Below are 19,250 nucleotides of genomic sequence, written 5' to 3'. Positions count from 1 at the left end.
AAAAGTCATTCCGTACTGGAACGAGACCAGTTACAAAGATGTTCTCCAATCAGCTTTTTGTTGCTTTGTGAATGCGCAAGCAGATCTTACCTTTCAAAATTTACACAGATATTATTTTTTAATTAGCCATATGGAATACAATACAACCCGTAACCATTTGATAATGAAGGAGTACGGCAGGAATATCCAGAAGATGATAGAATACGTGCTGAGTATTGAGGATGCCGACCACCGTCAAAGGAATGCAATGTCACTGATTGAGCTGATGGGTACGCTGAATCCTCACCTGCGCAATGTGGAGGACTTCAGGCATAAACTATGGGACCATTTGTTTTTGATATCCGACTTCAAACTGGATGTGGAATCACCTTATCCTATCCCTACAAGGGAGACGTTGAGAGCAAAACCGGAGCGTTTGTCATACCCTAAGAAGTATCCCCGTAACCGCCACTTTGGTAAAAACCTGGAGATGGTGATCGATAAAGCAATCGCTGAGGATAATCCCGAAAAGAAAGAAGGTTTCACCCAATGTATAGGTAACTACATGAAACTGGCTTATAGCAACTGGCACAAAGAAAGTGTGCATGATGATGCTATCAAGGCGGAGTTAAACGGCATCACTGATGGCAAACTGGAATTCCAGCCGGGTTATACCCCTCCGCCAAGTGCAGCTGCAATAGCAAATGCGCCTAACTTCAATACAAGCGCTGAGTTCCTGCCTCGTACAAGCGGTAGCGGTAGTGGCGGCAGTGGAAGTAACAAACGCAAGAACTTCCAGCAGAACAAGTTCAAAAACAGCGGCGGGAAAAGCAGTAACAAGCACAGTAACAAATACAATAAAAACAGGAACAAGTGAGTAGTGCTTTTGAAGTCAGAGGCGGCAACCGTCTAAAGGGGGAAATTGTGCCCCAGGGTGCCAAAAACGAAGCTTTACAGATTATCAGCGCTGTCTTGCTGACAGCCGAGAAAGTAACCATCAGCAACATTCCCGATATACTTGATGTGAATCTGCTCATCGAGCTGCTGGGAGATATGGGCGTGAAATTGAACAGGATCAGCCGTGATACCTGTGAGTTCCAGGCCGACCAGATCAATCTTCCTTACCTGGAGAGTGCAGAATTCAAAAAGAAATCCGGCAGGCTGAGAGGTTCGGTAATGATTGCCGGTCCTTTGCTGGCACGCTTTGGGAAAGCATATATTCCCAAACCGGGCGGCGATAAGATCGGTCGTCGCAGACTGGATACCCATATTATCGGTTTTGAGAAGCTGGGTGTCAAATTTGTATACGATAATGATGACAACTACTTCCGCCTGGAAGCCGGAGATGGTGGCCTGAAAGGAGCATATATGCTGCTGGACGAGCCCTCAGTAACCGGAACTGCCAACATCGTGATGGCGGCAGTGATGGCCAGCGGAGTAACTACCATTTATAATGCGGCATGTGAACCTTACCTGCAGCAGTTGTGCAAAATGCTGAACAGCATGGGCGCCAACATTACAGGTGTGGGTTCCAACCTGCTGACCATCCAGGGCGTACCTTCCCTGAAGGGATGCAGTCATGCCATGTTGCCGGATATGATCGAGATCGGTTCCTTCATCGGACTGGCAGCTATGACGCAGTCTGAGATCACCATCAAGAACGCCGGTGTGCAACACCTTGGTATCATTCCTGAAAAGTTCCGCCAGCTGGGTATTCAGATGGAGATCAGAGATAATGATATCTATATCCCTGCACAGGATAAATATGAGATCCAGACCTTCCTGGATGGATCCATTCTTACTATATCCGACCATCCATGGCCGGGATTCACGCCAGACCTGCTCAGTATTGTGCTGGTAGTGGCCACACAGGCAAAAGGTAGTGTGATGATCCACCAGAAGATGTTTGAAAGCAGGTTGTTCTTCGTGGACAAACTGATAGATATGGGCGCGCAGATCGTATTGTGCGATCCGCACCGCGCAGTAGTGATAGGCCTGGGAAGACAACATGCCCTGAGAGGCATCACGATGTCATCACCGGATATCCGTGCAGGTGTATCCCTCCTGATAGCGGCACTAAGCGCAGAAGGAAAGAGCACTATTCAGAACATTGAACAGATAGACCGCGGTTACCAATATATCGACGAGCGATTGAGAAAACTCGGTGCAGATATTAAAAGAGTCTGATATTTTTAAGGAATACTGCAAGCTGCAAGAGATTGGCGCGAACGATCATATTTCATATGGTACGATGCCCGCACCAGTCGCTTGCAGCTTGTGATTTATAGCGGAACCAGGATAATTAGCAGTAGAACATGACCAATAAGATCATTATTATCACAGCTCCCTCCGGAGCAGGCAAAACCACCATTGTAAAAAAGCTGTTGTCTGAACTGCCACAGCTTGCATTTTCTATATCGGCTACTACCCGTACAGCGAGAGAAACAGAGGTGCATGGGAAAGATTATTATTTTCTGTCGCTGGACGACTTTCATCAGAAAATAGACGATAACGCTTTCGCGGAATACGAAATGGTGTATGCAGGGAAGTATTATGGTACACTAAAAAGTGAGTTACAACGTATATGGGATGAGCAAAAAGTACCGATGGTAGATATTGATGTGAAAGGCGCCCTGTCTATCAAAGAGAAATACCACACTGGCGTACTGACTATTTTCATTGCACCGCCAACGTTGGATACCCTACGTGTACGTCTCAGTGAACGTGGTACGGAAACACAGGCCTCCCTTGAAGAAAGGCTGGGAAAGGCCCGGTACGAGATGTCCTTCTCCCATGAATTTGATGAAATTGTAGTGAACGATGACCTGGAAACGGCATATGCGGCTGTAAAAAAGCTGGTGACCAACTTCCTGCAATGACCCATAATGTTCCGGTGCAATCTTTGCATAAGGAATGACCGTACTTATTATGTGGAATCTATAATTCCTTACTTTTGAATTATATTATGGATACTTATACACTCCTGACTTTGGCCATACTGGTGCTGCTGGCAGGTTTCTTTGCCGGGTTGGAAACGGCTTTCGCCAATGTGAACAAGTTGAGCATTGAGCTGAAAAAGAAACAGGGGCGGGCTACCGGTAAAATACTGGCCAGTTTTAACGACAACCCCTCCCGATTCCTGGCTACCAGCCTGTTGGGACTAACCATTGTAGTGGTAATATATGGGATCATGTTCCATAGCTTCCTGCAACCCATATGGAACCTCATGTTGCCACCCCAGCAGAACACTATTCAGCAGCCGATATTTCTGTTTATTGACGTGATATTCGGCACACTGATCCTGTTGACCTTTGGCTTCTTTATTCCCCGTGCTATTTTCCGTTCACGCCCGGAAGCATTGCTCAGCTTTTTTGCCTTACCCATTTCCGTGATCTCCAAACCACTGTATGTGATAGGTAGCTTGCTGGTGTCTATTTCTGAGTGGATACTGAAATACCTGTTCAACGTGCGTATCGTGGAAACTGCTACTACCTTTCCAAGAGTAGATGTGGAGCATTTCATCCGTCAGTCGCAACAGCATGTAACGGAGAACCAGGAGTTGAATACAGAGCTGTTTGAAAATGCGTTGTCACTTGCACATGTGAAGATCCGTGGTTGCCTGATACCCCGTAAAGAAATTGAAGCGTTAGAAATCGGTAGCCCCATCTCAGATGCACAGCGGAAATTCATGGAGACCAAACTCTCCAAGATCATTATTTACGAAGACACGATCGATAATATCCTTGGATATATTCATCAGCTGGATATGTTTAAAAGTCCGGCAGAGATTTCTGCTATTCTTCACCCGATCCTGGCGGTACCCGAAACGATGAGTGCTATCGACCTGTTGAGCAAATTCAACAAGGAGAGGAGGAGCATAGCCTGGGTAGTGGATGAATTTGGAGGAACGGCAGGTATTGTGACGATAGAGGACGTATTAGAGGAGATCTTCGGTGAGATTAAGGATGAGCATGATGTGGAAGAATTCGTGGAGAAACAGATCGCAGAGAAGGAATATATTTTCTCCGGAAGGCTGGAGCTGGATTACCTGAATGAAAAATATGGTTTTGATTTTCCGGAGGATGAAAGTGAAACTTTATCTGGCTATATTATCAATCACCATGAAAAAATCCCTCGTTTGAAGGAGAGGATCATCATCGACGATTACGAGTTTGATGTGCTGAATGTGACGGAAACGAGGATAGAAATGGTAAAAATGAAGGTTCTTTAAGGAAATCCGGATAAACAGACTTTTTTTATCTTTGAATCAATATTTTTAGTTGCTTAAATGTCAAGTATTTAGGAGAACTTACTACTTTTTTATAAAATAAAAGAAATCAAGAATTGATATTGTTATTATTTTTTTAATATATTTGCAGTGTCGTTAAACATCGAGCCTGCTAAAACGATTTAAAAAAAGTAGTAGGTATTTAACACGAATTTTATACATTTGCTGCAGATGATGTAACACAATGATTTGATTTTTGTTAAAAGGATGTAAAAAAAATTGTTACAACATTGATAATAACATATTTCTTTCTATTTTTGTGATAGAAAATTAAAAGTAACCAGAAACACAAACATCTTGAAAGCTTGCCATCAATCGGATGCAATGTGAATCTGGAAACAAAGACATTCTCGAATTCAACTTTTTTGGGGTTAACAAACAATGGATGAAAGGCCGGCTCTTGATTCTTCTCGGGCTGGCTCTTTTTTTGTTCTATCCGGAACGGATAGAACGTTTTTTTTCCCGGGGTTGCACCCCGGGCTACAAACACTACGGCACCTGACGGAGCCGACCGGCGTGATTTCCCACAGCATTTTCAACGCGATTCCTTACGCGACTTCTCTTTCCCAACTTTTCAGCCGGATTCACCTTTCCCGTTTTTAGGCCCTTTATCCCCTGTATCTTATCACTGATCTGCCTTAAGTACCGTTTACCTTTAATTTCCCTTAAAACTTTGTACTAATAAGGGTAGTTGCTCTATTTTGTTGGAAGCAACAGCTATATTTGTGCTCCTTAGGATAAGGATGTAAGTCCCTTAGGATAAAATATTCATAGCCCGACTAAAGATATGTTCAAAAAGATTTTTGCAAATAATGAGGAGAAAGCAGAAATGTCTTTCTTTGACCACCTGGAAGACCTGCGCTGGCATATAGTGCGTTCGATCATTGCGCTGATAGTAGTGAGCATTTTCGGATTTGTGTATACCAAAGAGATACTGGACGATGTGATCTTTGGGCCAACAAACGCTAATTTCCCTTCATATGTGGCCTTATGTAAGCTGGGCCACCTGGTTGGATTAGGCGATAAATTGTGTATTACACCTGTGCCCATCGTCTTTCAGAACCACATACTGGTGGGACAGGTAATGTTGCAGTTCAAACTGGCATTTATATTCGGCCTGGTAGTGGCCTTCCCTTATATTTTCTGGGAGTTCTGGCGCTTTATTAAGCCAGCCCTGAAAGAGAAGGAATTAAGGGGCGCAAGAGGTATCATTTTCTGGGTATCTTTCCAGTTCTTCCTGGGTATTGCCTTCAGTTATTTCCTGATGGCGCCTTTTACTATCAACTTCCTGGCGGGATATACTGTTACAGATAAAGCAGTCAACCAGTTTTTCATTGACGATTATTTCGGATTGATGACCCAGATCGTGTTAGGGATGGGGGTGTTGTTTGAGTTGCCGATCCTGGTGTTCTTCCTGACGAAGATCGGTTTCATCACACCTAGTTTCCTGCGTACTTACAGGAGGCATGCGATAGTGGTGATACTTGTGTTGGCAGCGGTTATCACACCTCCGGATGTGATAGATCAGCTGATTGTATTTACGCCTTTGTATCTTTTATACGAAATTAGTATTTATATTTCGGGCAGAGCGTTGAAAGGAATGGAGAAGGCAGAGAACGAAGTAGAAGAATGGTCTTAATCTGACGCGTGTAAATAAGCATAACGCGGAATGTCCCTTGTGATAAATACCACATAGGATATTCCGCGTTGCGCTTTTCTGAACTTTTGCTTTACTTTTTAAATTTTTGTTTTATGTCATCACAACCATTATTTAATCTTACGCTGCCGGTAGCCATAGGCTCTGACCATGCGGGGTTTGAATATAAAGAAGAGATCATCTCTTACCTGGAAGGAAAAGGACTGAAAGTAAAAGACGTAGGAGCCCATTCAAGTGATTCGGCAGATTATCCTGATTTTGCGCATCCGGTAGCCACACTGGTAGAAAGGGAACAGGCAGCTTTTGGTATCCTGGTATGTGGTAGCGGTAATGGGGTAGCTATCACGGCAAACAAACACCAGGGTATACGTGCTGCTATCTGCTGGGGAGAAGAGTTGTCGCGCCTGGCGCGCGCGCACAACAATGCCAACATACTGTGTATTCCTGCACGTTTTGTAGATGATAGTGTGGCAAAACAAATAGTAGATGTCTTCGTAGATACAAAATTTGAAGGCGGCCGTCATGAAAACAGAGTAAGAAAAATAGCCTGTTTGTAAGCATAACAGGGTCAGCCTTACATGAAAATAAACGCTGATTATCGTTATATAGAAAAAGCGATAATCAGCGTTTATTATTTATATGTTATACCCCCGTCTTTTTTTGGTAAATACAATTGCTTTCGTTAAATTCGTTAAGAGTCAGTCAGTTGGATGTTTAGTTCGTATTGCATTTTTGCTTATTCAATGTGTGTGTTTAAGTATTTGATATACCCAATAAAGTATAAAAACGAAGAAACCATTTCAGTAAACTAACGAATCAGATACTTGAAAGTCGGAAAGAAAAAAATTCAATCAAAGAAGTAAGAAATAAGAAAACAATTCAGGAACCGTAAGAGAGAGTCACAGATCATCCCCCAGTTACACTAACCAAAAAAAGAAAATTATGGAAGCACCTCTAACAACAAGGTGGCATAGTGCTGGCTTTTCCGGAAAGTCAGTGGCGAGCCATGTTCGAACGGGATCACAGAAACCTACCTTTTATATTACATAAGACGTGAACAATGTAGCAAAGTGTACTATTAGTTTGAGAAAGCAGCCGTTAATTTTTATTCCCCAAGTATCATTCGAATGTTCATTTCTGCGTACATGAATTGATATAACTGTTTGTACAATTTAATACCCTTACATATGATAATCGACATTTACAACAATAACTGTTTCCCTTAAAAGCAGGTTTATCAGCTGAATCAACAATTATTTCAGATGCTTAAACTATCACCATTATGTCATCCACAGAATTTAATACGTTGCTGCTGGGAAATGCCGATTTTCTCAGACCGTATGCAGTTACCTTAACGAAAGATTCGGAATCCGCGAAAGACCTTTATCAGGAAACGCTGTTCCGCGCGCTGGCCAATCGTGATAAATACCTGGCAGGTACCAATATCAGGGCATGGCTGTATACAATTATGCGCAATATCTTCATCAACAATTACCGGCGAGGGAACAGGCAGTTCCGCCTGCTCGACAATTCCGCCGGAGAATATCTGCTGCATCAGCAACAACCCTGCATCGGTAATTCTGCAGAGACCAATCTGCGCATCAAAGATGTACATATGGCGGTGTATAACCTCCCCGTGATATTTAAACAACCTTTCATGCTTTATTTTGAAGGGTATAAGTATTATGAAATAGCAGCTATGTTAAATGAGCCTCTGGGGACTGTAAAAAGCCGCATTCATTTTGCCCGTAAAATGCTGAAATCTCGTATTGCAAGATATTGACCCCTTCCGGAAAAGGGGAAAGGATATGCTCGCGGAAACCACGCGTAGCGGCAGGTCTGTGCCCTTTCTCCTTTTTCCTTTTCTCCCTTTATGCATTCTTTCGTAATTTTATGCCTTCCCTTTTAAATATTCAAACATCATTTCCCGGGTGAAAGACAGGGATCATTAATAAATCGAATGAAGGCAAATTATTTAGATGAATTGAATGAGCGGCAACGCGCAGCAGTAGAACATATTAATGGACCACTGATGATCGTGGCTGGCGCCGGCTCCGGTAAAACCAAAGTGCTGACTACCCGTATCGCACACCTGTTGCGCAACGGGGTGGATGCGTTTAATATCCTGTCGCTTACATTTACAAATAAGGCCGCCCGCGAAATGAAAGAGCGTGTGGAAAAGATACTGGGAGGTACGGAAGCCCGTAACCTCTACATCGGTACCTTCCACTCCGTATTTGCACGACTGCTCAGAGCGGAAGCACATCGCCTCGGTTATCCGAACGACTTTACCATCTACGACTCAGATGATGCTAAAAGCGTGCTTAAAACCATCATAAATGAGCAGAACCTGGACGACAAGCACTATAAGCCTGCCCTGGTATATAACCGCATTTCTGCGGCTAAAAACAGCCTTATAGGGCCTGAGGAATATCAGCATGACTATGCCATTCAGCAGGAAGATATGAGGGCCAACAGACCCATGAACGGTAAGCTGTACGATATGTACGCCAAACGCTGCTTTAAGAACGGGGCCATGGACTTCGATGACCTGCTCTTCAAAATGTACATATTGCTGAAAAGCTTCCCGGAAGTACTGCACAAATACCAGCACAAGTTCAAATATATCATGATCGATGAGTACCAGGATACCAACCCTGCACAGTACGAAATCATCAAGCTGTTCGGTGCTGCCCATGAAAATATCTGCGTGGTGGGAGACGATGCCCAGAGTATCTATTCCTTCCGTGGCGCTACCATCCAGAACATCCTCCAGTTCGAAAAAGACTATGAGGACGCTAAAGTGGTAAAACTGGAACAGAACTACCGTAGTACCAAATCCATCCTCAATGTAGCCAACGAGGTGATCGCTAATAACAAAGGCCAGATTGAAAAGAACCTCTGGACGGATAATGCCGACGGAGAAAAGATCAAACTGGTGCGCACCATGACGGATAATGAGGAGGGTAAGTTCGTGGCAGATACCATCGCAGAGCAGAAGCTGCGCAATCACTACGCCAACAGAGACTTTGCCATCCTGTACCGTACAAATGCCCAGAGCCGTGCCTTTGAGGAAAACCTGCGCCGTAAAGCAATTCCTTACCGCATCTTTGGAGGCCTGTCCTTCTATCAGCGTAAGGAGATCAAAGACTTTATCGCCTACCTGCGTATCGTTACCAACCCGCAGGAAGAGGAGAGCCTGAAACGTATCATCAACTACCCCGTGCGTGGTATCGGTAAGACCACGATAGACAGGGTATCTGTGATCGCTAATGATCAGAATATCACTTTCTGGAACGTACTGGAAAGAGCAAATGAGTTCGGATTCAAATCCGGTACCCTCGAAGCTATTGAGAATTTCGTGGTAATGATCCGCAGCTTCCAGGCAATGCTGGGTAAACACAATGCCTACGACATCGCCTTACAGGTTGGTAAATCCACCAACATTGTAAAGGAACTGTTCAACGATAAAACAACAGAAGGCCTGGCCCGCTACGAGAACATCCAGGAATTGCTGAACTCCATCAAGGAGTTTACCGAAACACCTACGGAAGACGGTGAGCTGGTAGAATCAGAGAAATCCCTGGGTACCTACCTGCAGCAGATCACCCTGTTGACAGATGCGGATAAAGGGAACGATGAGGATAGTGATGTAGTGAAACTGATGACTATCCACGCGGCGAAAGGACTGGAGTTCCCGGTGGTATTCTCCGTGGGACTGGAGGAAAACCTTTTCCCAAGCGGCCTGTCCATCAATTCCCGGGAGGAGCTGGAGGAAGAGCGCCGTCTGTTCTATGTGGTGATCACCCGTGCGAAGTCACGTCTGTACCTCACGTATGCGAATAGCCGGTATCGCTTCGGACAGCTGGTGAACAATGAATCCAGCCGTTTCCTGGAAGAGATGCCTGAGAAATACATCGACCGCAGCTATGCCGGCGGCGGTAATGTGAACCGTAGCCCTATCAACAACGGCGGTGGTTTATTTGGTGGCAATGGCGGCAATATGTTTGACAGGATGCAGAAAAAGTCGCCACAGGCGCCTCAGCAACAGGCAGGTCCGCGCCCGGCAGCAAGACCGGTTCCCAATGCGGCTCCCAGCAACCATGTCCCTTCTCCTAACTTTACCCCGGATGATCCGGCTATCATGGAGCCAGGCATGGATGTGGAACACCAGAAGTTTGGTTTTGGCACCATCCAGACCCTGGAAGGACCGATGAACAACCGTATTGCTACGGTGAACTTCCCTAAGGGCGGTGGCGAAAAGAAGATCATGCTGAACTATGCCCGCCTGATGATCGTTAAAAAATAACCGTACTATAACTGGCTGCAAGAGAAGGAATACCCGTCTCTTGCAGCTTTTATTTATACCGAATATGACCTCCGTCATTCTCAAACTGCGTCATTATTGTGCTTACCAGGAGCGCTGCCACAGTGAGGTAAAATACAAATGCATTGAGCTGGGGCTGCGGGGTGAGGAGATTGATGCGGCTATTGCCGACCTGATCTCGGAGAACTTCCTGAACGAGGAGCGCTTTGCCCGTGCCTTTGCCGGGGGAAAGTTCCGTACAAAGCAGTGGGGACGTAAGAAGATCCTGATAGAGCTAAAGCAGCGGCAGGTGTCTGATTACTGTATCAGAAAGGGAATGGAGGAGATTGACGATGCCGATTATGACAAGACACTAAGCAGTCTGGCAGCCAAAAAATACGCTTCCCTGAAGGGGGAACAGTACCTTAAAAGGAAGTATAAAACCATGCAATACCTCTTGCAAAAAGGGTATGAACCCGAGCTGATACAGGACATCGTTGAACAAATCGCAAAAGAACCCGAATAGATAGCGGATAATTTTCATAGTTTTTAAACGAAGTCATCGTAATTTGCAAGAAGGAATTTAACAGAAAAATTATGTCAGATCTGAAGGTAACGCTTATACAGACCAACCTGCACTGGGAGAATATAGAGGATAATCTTCGCATGTTTGATGAGAAGATTAACAGTATTCAGGAGCGGACAGAGATAGTGATATTGCCGGAAATGTTCAGCACAGGCTTTAGCATGGCCCCTGAAAGACTGGCACAGACCATGGATGGCAGCGCCGTACAGTGGATGAAGAAGAAGGCTGCCGAGAAGAATATTATCCTCACGGGAAGCCTGATCATTGAAGAGAATGGCCAGTACCGGAACCGCCTCCTTTGGATGCAGCCTAATGGTGTATACGGTATCTACGATAAACGTCACCTTTTTGGTTATGCCGGAGAGCATGAGCATTACCAGGCAGGCGATAAACGCCTGATTGCACAGGTAAAAGGCTGGAAGATCTGTCTGAATGTTTGTTATGACCTGCGCTTCCCGGTATGGTCCAGGAATGCGATCTCACCGGAAACCGGCGAACCTGCATATGATGTACTGATCAATGTGGCCAACTGGCCTGAAAGGAGAAGTACGCCATGGAAGACACTGATCCATGCCCGCGCCATTGAGAATCAATGTTATGCCATTGGTGTGAACAGGGTAGGTAATGACGGCAACAATATTTATCACAGCGGCGACTCCAGCCTGATCGATCCTCTGGGAGAGATCCTTTACAGGAAATCGCACGATGAGGATATTTTTACTACTACACTAGAACGCTCCCGCCTGGACGAGGTAAGGAAGAATTTTCCTTTCCTGAAGGATGCAGATAAATTCCAGGTATTTTAATTAATGTTGAACGGTATACATCATATAGCTATCATTTGCGCTGACTATGAACGAAGTAAGCGTTTTTATACAGAAGTGCTCGGACTTAAGATCATCCGTGAAGTATACCGGCTGGAACGCCGGTCATACAAGCTGGACCTGTCCCTGAACGGGCATTACGTGATAGAGTTGTTTTCCTTTCCTGACCCGCCGGCAAGAGTAAGCGGGCCGGAAGCCGTTGGATTGCGGCACCTGGCCTTTTCAGTGAATAACATTGAACAGGTGGTAGCCCATCTTAAAACCCATAATGTAACTCCCGAGCCTATACGCACAGATCCTTACACCGGCAGGCGGTTTACCTTTTTTACGGACCCTGACGGTTTACCTCTGGAACTATATCAAGTGTAACGCAGTTCATAGGATTTGCCGGCTGGTATTGACTATGACTGTTATCATAGATACTAAAAACATTGTCAATGCTTAGGGCTTACATTAACACGCGGATTTTCACAGGAGATTTATGGCTGGACGGCTATGCCGTTGTTACGGACCAGGGGCGCATACAACAGGTATTGCCACAGGCGCAGATACCTGAAGATGCAGAACTGACCGACCTGAAAGGAGCTATTCTGGCGCCTGCTTTCATTGATCTGCAGATCTATGGTGGCAATGGCAAACTGTTCCCTCTTACACCCGATAGCGCCACCTTAAAGGCTACATATGAATACAGCAGCGCTGGTGGCGCCGCTTTTTTTATGCCTACCATTCCTACACACTCTCCCGAAGTGATACGGAAATCAATTGAAGCCGTACGGCGATACTGGGACGAAGGCGGCAAAGGCGTACTGGGCCTTCACCTGGAAGGGCCCTTCATTAATCCAGAGAAAAAAGGAGCACATCTTACCAGGTATATCAAACAACCTACTGCCGCCGATATCAACGAATTGCTGTCTATCGGGGAAGGTATCATTAAGATGATGACCCTCGCACCCGAACGCTGCGATCCGGCTTTGGTAAAGCAGCTACAGTCAGCAGGCGTGGTGGTTTCCGCCGGGCATAGCAACGCTGATTACGCTACTGCCTGCAAATCATTTGACAATGGTATCACAACCACTACACATCTCTTCAATGCCATGTCTCCCTTACAGAGCCGCGCTCCGGGCATGGTAGGCGCTATTTATGATCACCCTTCGGTACATGGAAGTATAGTAGTGGATGGCATACATGTAGACTTCAATGCAGTGCGTATCAGTAAGAAGGTAATGGGTGAACGCCTGTTCCTGATCACAGATGCGGTGGTAGCCAGTAATGAAGGCGACTATATCTATGTCGAAGAGCCGGACCGTTATGTGAATGCCCAGGGAGTGCTGTCGGGCTCTAAGCTGACCATGCATAAGGCGGTAAAGAACTGTATTACCAAAGTGGGAATCTTACCCGAAGAGGCGCTGCGCATGGCTTCTACCTACCCGGCTATCGTTGCCGGATTATCCCATGAACTGGGTAAAATAGCCCCTGGTTATCTGGATACTATGGTAGTATTGGATACAGATTGGGAGTTGAAACAGTTAATTGGGTTATCTTAGCAGTTTCAACCTGTAATTTTCATGGGCCTCATACACTACTTTAAGAAAGACCAGTACAAGAATTTATTCCTCCTGGTATGGCTTTTACTGGCGCTGCTACAGGCAGGGTTTACTGAGTTGATGGATGATGAAGCCTATTACTGGGTATACTCCCGTCACCTTGACTGGGGCTACTTTGATCATCCGCCGATGGTGGCATTGCTGATCAAAATAGGCTATGGCTTGTTCCATAATGAGTTTGGTGTTCGTTTATGCATGGTGATCCTCAATCTCCTGACGCTGATCGTTACCGAAAAGCTGATACCAAGAAGGGATAACCGGCTCTTCTACCTGTTGCTCTGTGTCATGGCTGCTATGCAATTGGGCGGCATGCTGGCTGTGCCGGATGTACCGCTGGTCTTCTTTGCAGCGCTTTATTTCCTGGTATACCGCAACTTCCTGGAACAGCAGAGCTGGAAGAATACCTTGTTGCTGGCCTTGAGCATGGCCCTGATGTTCTACAGCAAATATCACGGTATTCTGCTTGTAGCCTTCACGGTTATATCTAACCTGAACCTGCTGCGGGTGTTTAAGTTTTATGTTGCCTGTATCATTACCACGATACTATTCATGCCACATCTTTACTGGCAGTATACACACGATTTTCCTTCACTGCAATACCACCTGGTAGAAAGGAATGCTACCACTTACCAGTTTGGTTTTACACTTGAGTATATCCTGGGACAGCTGGCTTTATTTGGCCCGGTAGCCGGATGGCTGGTGTTGTACTATGCCTTCGTTTGTCCTATACAGAGCGCTTTTGAAAGAGCCCTGAAGTTTTCTCTGATCGGAGTATTGAGCTTCTTCCTGTTGAGTACTTTCAAGGGCAGGGTAGAGACCAACTGGACGGTAATGTTGTTTACACCGGTGATGGTACTGGCACATCAGTCAGTACGCCGTAAACGCTCGCTGAAATGGTCGCTGAGAATATTGCCATACCTGGCGGTAATCACGCTGATCCTGGTAATGGCTACCCGCGTTTATATGGTATGGGACTTTATGCCAGGTGTTACAATACGTCCGGAGATACATCATAATAAACCCTGGGCAGAAGAGATCAGGCAACATGCTGCTGGCCGTCCGGTAGTGTTCATCAACAGCTATCAATGGCCGTCAAAGTATATGTTCTACAGTGGTGGTGAGTTGGCGTATGTGGTTAACAATCGTTATACCCGCCGGAACCAGTATAACTATTGGGATACTGAAAAACAGTTATGGGGTAAACCTGCGTTTATCGTCTTTACACCTGATAATAAATTGCCGGTAACGGATAGTTTCAATACTGTTAAAGGTCCCTGGAGCGCTTATGATGAGGATCATTATTATTCCTATTCGCTGATCACGCTGGTACCTGCCATGAAGTATGTAAAGGTAAAACGGGGTGAACATATGCCTTTTATCCTGCAGTTAAAGAACGGCTATAATATGCCGGTGCCGGTGGATAAGGAACATGAGGCGGTAATAGGGTATGCGTTTGCAAAGAAGGAAGAGGTATTGGGAGGAGTGAAATCAGACCTGTCTTTAAGCAGGGCAATAGACCGGCGTATCATCCGCATGGAAGTGATCATGCCGGATCAACCGGGTACCTATCAATTGAAGTTCTGTGTATTTGCGGGGATCTTTTTCCCAACACATAATAGTCAGACAGTAACCGTAGTGGTAGAATAAGACTATACAAAAAAGAATCAGGGATTGTATGCAGGCGAATATCGCAACATACAATCCCTGATTCTTTTTTATGGCTTACTGCTGGAAAGCGTTCCAGCCTTGTGCTACCAGTTTGAATTTATTGCCGCCCTTAGTCAGGATATGGGCGCCTTCACTGATGTCTGTCATATACCCGATCACACTGATCTGCTCAGATAATACGATCTTATCATAGTCAGCCTGCTTCATGGTAAAGAGCAGCTCATAATCCTCTCCTCCGCTCAGCGCTGCCGCTGTAGGATCCAGAGAGAATTTGAGGGCCATTTCCTTTGTCTCATTGGCAATGGGGATCTTCTCTTCATACAGCACCACTCCAAGGTTACTCTGTTTACAGATATGCAGGATCTCGGAGCTGAGACCATCACTCACATCCATCATAGCGGTAGGCTGGATATCCTGTTCCTGCAGGAACTCGATGATATCACGACGAGCTTCAGGTTTCAGCTGACGTCCGATAATGTAAGTCTGGTTTTCCAGGTCAGGCTGCAACTGCGGACTCTCCAGGTAGATCTGCTTTTCTCTTTCCAGGAGTGTTAGTCCGAGGTAAGCCGCACCCAGGTCGCCGGATACGCAAAGCAGATCGCCTTTCTCAGCAGTGGAGCGTTTTACGAATTTATCAGGAGCAACCTCGCCGATAGCCGTTACGCTGATCACGAAGCCTTTCTGGGAAGAAGTAGTGTCACCGCCTACCAGGTCTACCCCATACCTTTCACAGGCAGCATATACGCCTTCATAAAATTCATTGAGCGCATCTACGGAGAAGCGGTTGCTGAACGCAATACTCATGGTGATCTGAGTAGGAGTGGCGTTCATGGCATATATATCCGAAAGGTTCACCACAACTGATTTATAGCCCAGGTGTTTCAGGGGCGTATACATCAGGTCGAAGTGGATACCTTCTACCAGCATATCAGTGGATATCACTGTCTGACGGCCGAAATGATCAATCACGGCAGCATCATCACCTACACCCAGGATCGTACTGGCTTGCTGGATCTCTATATTCTTGGTAAGTAGTTCTATAAGTCCGAACTCCCCGAGGGAGTTTATCTCTGTTCTTTCTTCACTCATGGTGTATGATATTAGATCAGTATTTTCCGTTTACAATGTTGACCAGTGGCTCATGAATAAGGCCATTAGTGGCAATCAGCGTACGCTGGTATGGAGAGTAGCGGTGACCTTTGAAGTCGGTTACTTTACCTCCTGCTTCCTCTACGATCAGGAATCCTGCGGCAGCATCCCAGGCGTTCAGGCTATGCTCATAGTAGCCGTCAAAGCGACCGGCAGCAACCCAGCAAAGATCGATAGCAGCAGACCCCAGTCTGCGTACCGGTTGTCCCTGTTTTACGAAGTACTCAAACACGTCGATAGGGCTATGAGTATATTCCTTCCAGGTATACGGGAAGCCCGTTACCATGCAGGCTTTGTTCATTTCATCCTTTTTGGATACCTGGATGCGTTTGTCATTGAGGGTAGCACCCTTGCCCTTTTCCGCAAAGAAGAACTCGTTGAGGAAAGGGTTGTATACAGCGCCCATGATCATCTCTCCATCCTGCTCAACACCGATGGAAACGCAACAGATAGGAATACCATGAGCGAAGTTCACGGTACCATCCAGGGGATCAATGATCCACTTGATGTTGGAATCTGAGGTGATCTCGCCAGACTCTTCACTGAGTATAAAGTGGTGGGGGAAGGTTTCCCTGATCACACTGAAAATGGCAGTCTCTGCATTCTTATCAGCTTCAGTTACCAGATCGTTCACTGTACTTTTGCTGGACACCTCGAAAGAGCCGTTAAAGTATTGCTGTAGAACATCTCCGCCGGCCTTTGTTGCTTTGAGTAGGGTAGCTTTTAACATGGGGCAAAGGTACGCGGGAATTTTTTTTCTAACCATATCGTTTTTAGTAATATGTTTGTATAAGATTGCCAGAGGTAAGCTACCTGTAATTCAAAATCTAACCGTAGCAATCCGAAATTCGGCGTATTTTTGCAGCTAATAAATGAGAAGGTAAATTAATGGCCATTTTAGGAAATCTTATATCCAGGTCACTGCGCATCAGGAAGAAATTTACATTTAAGTTAGGGACACCTCGCCAATATCAGTTGCAGACACTACACAGACTGCTGGTAAAGGCCCGGGACACTCAATTCGGACAACATTATAAATTTCAAGAGCTCCTGAACAGTCCGAATCTGATGGCACAGTACCGGTCTACCGTACCTGTGCATAACTACAACAAGATGCATGCGGAGTGGTGGCATAAGTGTCTGGAAGGACAGGCCAATGTCAGCTGGCCTGAAAAAATAAAGTACTTCGCGCTTAGCTCCGGTACATCGGAGTCGGCAAGTAAACATATACCTGTTACCCGGGATATGCTGAAAAACGTCAAGAAAGTGGGCGTAAAGCAGCTGTATTCCATGGCTAACTTCAATATCCCCCCCAAGTCCTTTACCAAAGGGATCCTGATGCTGGGCGGTACTACTGCCCTGTACGAAAAAGGAGACTACTACGAGGGCGATATGAGTGGTATCCAGGCGAAGAATATTCCCCGCTGGTTCAGACGCTTCTACAAACCAGGTGGCAATATCTCCAAAAAACCAAACTGGGAACAACGTATCAGGCTGATCGTCCGCAAGGCGCCGCAATGGGACGTAGGTACCGTATGTGGTGTGCCTGCCTGGGTACAGATCGTGTTAGCCGAGATCATCAAATACCACGGCGTTAAGAACATTCACGAGATCTGGCCGAACCTGGCCGTATATATCCATGGTGGGGTATCTTTCGAGCCTTACCGGGAAAGCTTCCAGAAATTACTGGGCAAACCGATCAATTTCATTGAAACGTACATGGCTTCAGAGGGCTCTTTCGGTTTCCAGGCAAGACCTGGCGTAAAGGGTATCAAACTGGTGCTGAACACCGGCATCTTCTATGAGTTCGTACCGTTCAATGAAGAGAACTTTACTGCAGATGGTGAAGTGAAGCCTAATCCGAAGGCCTATATGATCCATGAAGTGGTAGAAGACGTGGAATATGCCGTACTGCTTTCCACCTGTGCCGGCGCATGGCGTTACCTGATCGGAGACGTAGTGAAGTTCACTTCTGTAAAGGAACATGAGATAGTGATCGTAGGCCGTACCAAGCAGTTCCTGAGCCTGTGTGGTGAGCACATGAGTGTTGATAACATGAACAAGGCTATCGACATGGTGCAGAGGAAAATGGGCATTACCATCAAGGAATTTACCGTAGCCGGTTTCCCTTATGAAAGCCTGTTTGCACACCGCTGGTATATTGGTACTGATGATGTGAATGTAGACGCTAACCGTGTCCGTGAGATCATCGACCAGACATTGAGTGAAGTGAATGACGACTATGCAGTGGAGAGAACTTCAGCCCTGAAAGAACTGTTTGTGGAAGTGCTGCCTAACGAGGTATTCATTGACTATATGAGAGCGAAAGGAAAAGAAGGCGCTATGAATAAATTCCCACGTGTATTAAAAGGCGACAAGCTAAAAGACTGGGAACAGTTCCTCAGTGTAAAATCAGTCTGAGAAATTTAACGATTCTATAAATAAAAAGAGGGGTAACTTCAGAACCAGGGTTACCCCTTATTTTTTCATTAAGATAGCCGTAGCAGTAACGGCAATGGAATTTTGTAGCGCATGATAACAGCACTGGCACAGGGTATGGCGTTGGGCTTATTTCTATCTATTTCTGTAGGTCCAGTTATCTTCGCCATCATCAAGTATAGCATTAACAATGGATTCAAGGCAGGCGTCAGCTTCGCTTTAGGAGTGTCTTTCAGCGATATATTTTTTGTACTGACGGGCAACCTGGCAACAGCTTTCATTACCGGCCTGGAAGAATATAAAAAGTACATCGGTATCGTTGGCGGTATTATGCTCATATGTATGGGGATATATGGGCTATTCTTCAAGAAGGTAATGATCAGTACCGGTGATGAACGTCCGGAAATGTTCCGTACGCACGACTACCTGAAGATCTGGCTGGCCGGCTTCCTGATGAATACACTGAACCCGGGTGTGATCATCTTCTGGCTGGGAGTGTGCGTATCATCCAGTTCCACTACGGTGGGCCATCGTATCATGATGTATACTACTGCTTTGGTATGGGTATTATCTACAGATATTCTGAAAGTATTTGTGGCAGATAAGATCAGGCATAAGCTGACCTTAAGTAATGTGGTATGGCTGAATAAGATTGCAGGCGCGAGCCTGATACTGTTTGGCGTGATCCTCTTGTATAAGGTATTGTTTGCGCTGGGGGCTATTACACACTAAGAAGATATTCATCAATAA

General features: G+C 45.7%; 17 protein-coding genes. 15 read left to right on the top strand and 2 right to left on the bottom strand.

Annotation, left to right across the window (positions count from 1 at the left end; all coding sequences use genetic code 11):
• Positions 1-130: 130 nt before the first annotated feature.
• From BLR32_RS19775 to BLR32_RS19715, 13 genes are all read left to right on the top strand, one after another.
• The gene (locus BLR32_RS19775) at positions 131-856 is read left to right on the top strand and encodes a DUF4290 domain-containing protein (RefSeq protein WP_089834569.1); all 726 of its coding nucleotides are present in this window, start codon (positions 131-133) and stop codon (positions 854-856) included.
• Positions 853-2,166 carry a UDP-N-acetylglucosamine 1-carboxyvinyltransferase gene (gene murA / locus BLR32_RS19770; RefSeq protein WP_089834568.1) on the top strand — a complete coding sequence of 438 codons (1,314 nt, stop codon included), beginning with the start codon at positions 853-855 and terminating at the stop codon, positions 2,164-2,166. Before BLR32_RS19775 ends, murA begins: the two co-directional genes overlap by 4 nt.
• 128 nt (positions 2,167-2,294) lie before the next feature.
• Complete coding sequence (gmk, locus tag BLR32_RS19765; RefSeq protein ID WP_089834567.1) at positions 2,295-2,858, top strand: guanylate kinase; 564 nt, start codon at positions 2,295-2,297, stop codon at positions 2,856-2,858.
• Positions 2,859-2,932: 74 nt separating this feature from the next.
• A complete protein-coding gene (locus BLR32_RS19760; protein ID WP_245705470.1) occupies positions 2,933-4,210 on the top strand; it encodes a hemolysin family protein in 1,278 nt (425 codons plus the stop codon).
• An 844-nt stretch (positions 4,211-5,054) separates the two neighbouring features.
• The gene (gene tatC, locus BLR32_RS19755) at positions 5,055-5,906 is read left to right on the top strand and encodes a twin-arginine translocase subunit TatC (RefSeq protein WP_089834565.1); all 852 of its coding nucleotides are present in this window, start codon (positions 5,055-5,057) and stop codon (positions 5,904-5,906) included.
• Between the two features lie 113 nt (positions 5,907-6,019).
• Complete coding sequence (rpiB, locus tag BLR32_RS19750) at positions 6,020-6,481, top strand: ribose 5-phosphate isomerase B (RefSeq protein ID WP_089834564.1); 462 nt, start codon at positions 6,020-6,022, stop codon at positions 6,479-6,481.
• A gap of 725 nt (positions 6,482-7,206) precedes the next feature.
• Entirely contained in the window at positions 7,207-7,707 is a 501-nt protein-coding gene (locus BLR32_RS19745) for an RNA polymerase sigma factor (protein WP_089834563.1), read from the top strand.
• Positions 7,708-7,884: 177 nt separating this feature from the next.
• Positions 7,885-10,233, top strand: coding sequence for an ATP-dependent helicase (locus BLR32_RS19740; protein WP_089834562.1), 2,349 nt, complete (start codon positions 7,885-7,887; stop codon positions 10,231-10,233).
• Between the two features lie 64 nt (positions 10,234-10,297).
• Positions 10,298-10,756 (top strand): regulatory protein RecX, encoded by a 459-nt coding sequence (locus BLR32_RS19735; RefSeq protein WP_089834561.1) that lies wholly within the window; start codon positions 10,298-10,300, stop codon positions 10,754-10,756.
• Positions 10,757-10,827: 71 nt separating this feature from the next.
• Complete coding sequence (locus BLR32_RS19730; RefSeq protein ID WP_089834560.1) at positions 10,828-11,622, top strand: amidohydrolase; 795 nt, start codon at positions 10,828-10,830, stop codon at positions 11,620-11,622.
• 3 nt (positions 11,623-11,625) lie between these two features.
• The gene (gene gloA2, locus BLR32_RS19725; RefSeq protein ID WP_089834559.1) at positions 11,626-12,009 is read left to right on the top strand and encodes an SMU1112c/YaeR family gloxylase I-like metalloprotein; all 384 of its coding nucleotides are present in this window, start codon (positions 11,626-11,628) and stop codon (positions 12,007-12,009) included.
• 68 nt (positions 12,010-12,077) lie between these two features.
• Positions 12,078-13,184 carry an N-acetylglucosamine-6-phosphate deacetylase gene (nagA, locus tag BLR32_RS19720; RefSeq protein ID WP_089834558.1) on the top strand — a complete coding sequence of 369 codons (1,107 nt, stop codon included), beginning with the start codon at positions 12,078-12,080 and terminating at the stop codon, positions 13,182-13,184.
• A 21-nt stretch (positions 13,185-13,205) separates the two neighbouring features.
• Positions 13,206-14,891 carry an ArnT family glycosyltransferase gene (locus BLR32_RS19715; protein ID WP_089834557.1) on the top strand — a complete coding sequence of 562 codons (1,686 nt, stop codon included), beginning with the start codon at positions 13,206-13,208 and terminating at the stop codon, positions 14,889-14,891.
• Between the two features lie 75 nt (positions 14,892-14,966).
• Here the strand turns inward: BLR32_RS19715 and thiL are convergent, their stop codons facing one another.
• Together thiL and BLR32_RS19705 are read right to left on the bottom strand one after the other, a co-directional pair.
• Complete coding sequence (gene thiL, locus BLR32_RS19710; RefSeq protein WP_089834556.1) at positions 14,967-16,001, bottom strand: thiamine-phosphate kinase; 1,035 nt, start codon at positions 15,999-16,001, stop codon at positions 14,967-14,969.
• A gap of 16 nt (positions 16,002-16,017) precedes the next feature.
• Complete coding sequence (locus tag BLR32_RS19705; protein WP_176842353.1) at positions 16,018-16,791, bottom strand: inositol monophosphatase family protein; 774 nt, start codon at positions 16,789-16,791, stop codon at positions 16,018-16,020.
• Positions 16,792-16,949: 158 nt separating this feature from the next.
• Here BLR32_RS19705 and BLR32_RS19700 point away from each other — a divergent pair, with 158 nt between their 5' ends.
• Positions 16,950-18,482: a GH3 family acyl-acid amido synthetase gene (locus BLR32_RS19700; protein ID WP_089834554.1), complete on the top strand. Its 1,533-nt coding sequence runs from the start codon at positions 16,950-16,952 to the stop codon at positions 18,480-18,482.
• A gap of 111 nt (positions 18,483-18,593) precedes the next feature.
• Complete coding sequence (locus tag BLR32_RS19695) at positions 18,594-19,232, top strand: LysE family translocator (protein ID WP_089834553.1); 639 nt, start codon at positions 18,594-18,596, stop codon at positions 19,230-19,232.
• Positions 19,233-19,250 lie beyond the last annotated feature (18 nt).

Origin of the sequence: Chitinophaga filiformis (assembly GCF_900102545.1) — a bacterium.
Taxonomy (GTDB): domain Bacteria; phylum Bacteroidota; class Bacteroidia; order Chitinophagales; family Chitinophagaceae; genus Chitinophaga; species Chitinophaga filiformis.
Note: the sequence above shows the minus strand (reverse complement) of the source record. Positions and strands in the feature narration are given on the sequence as shown.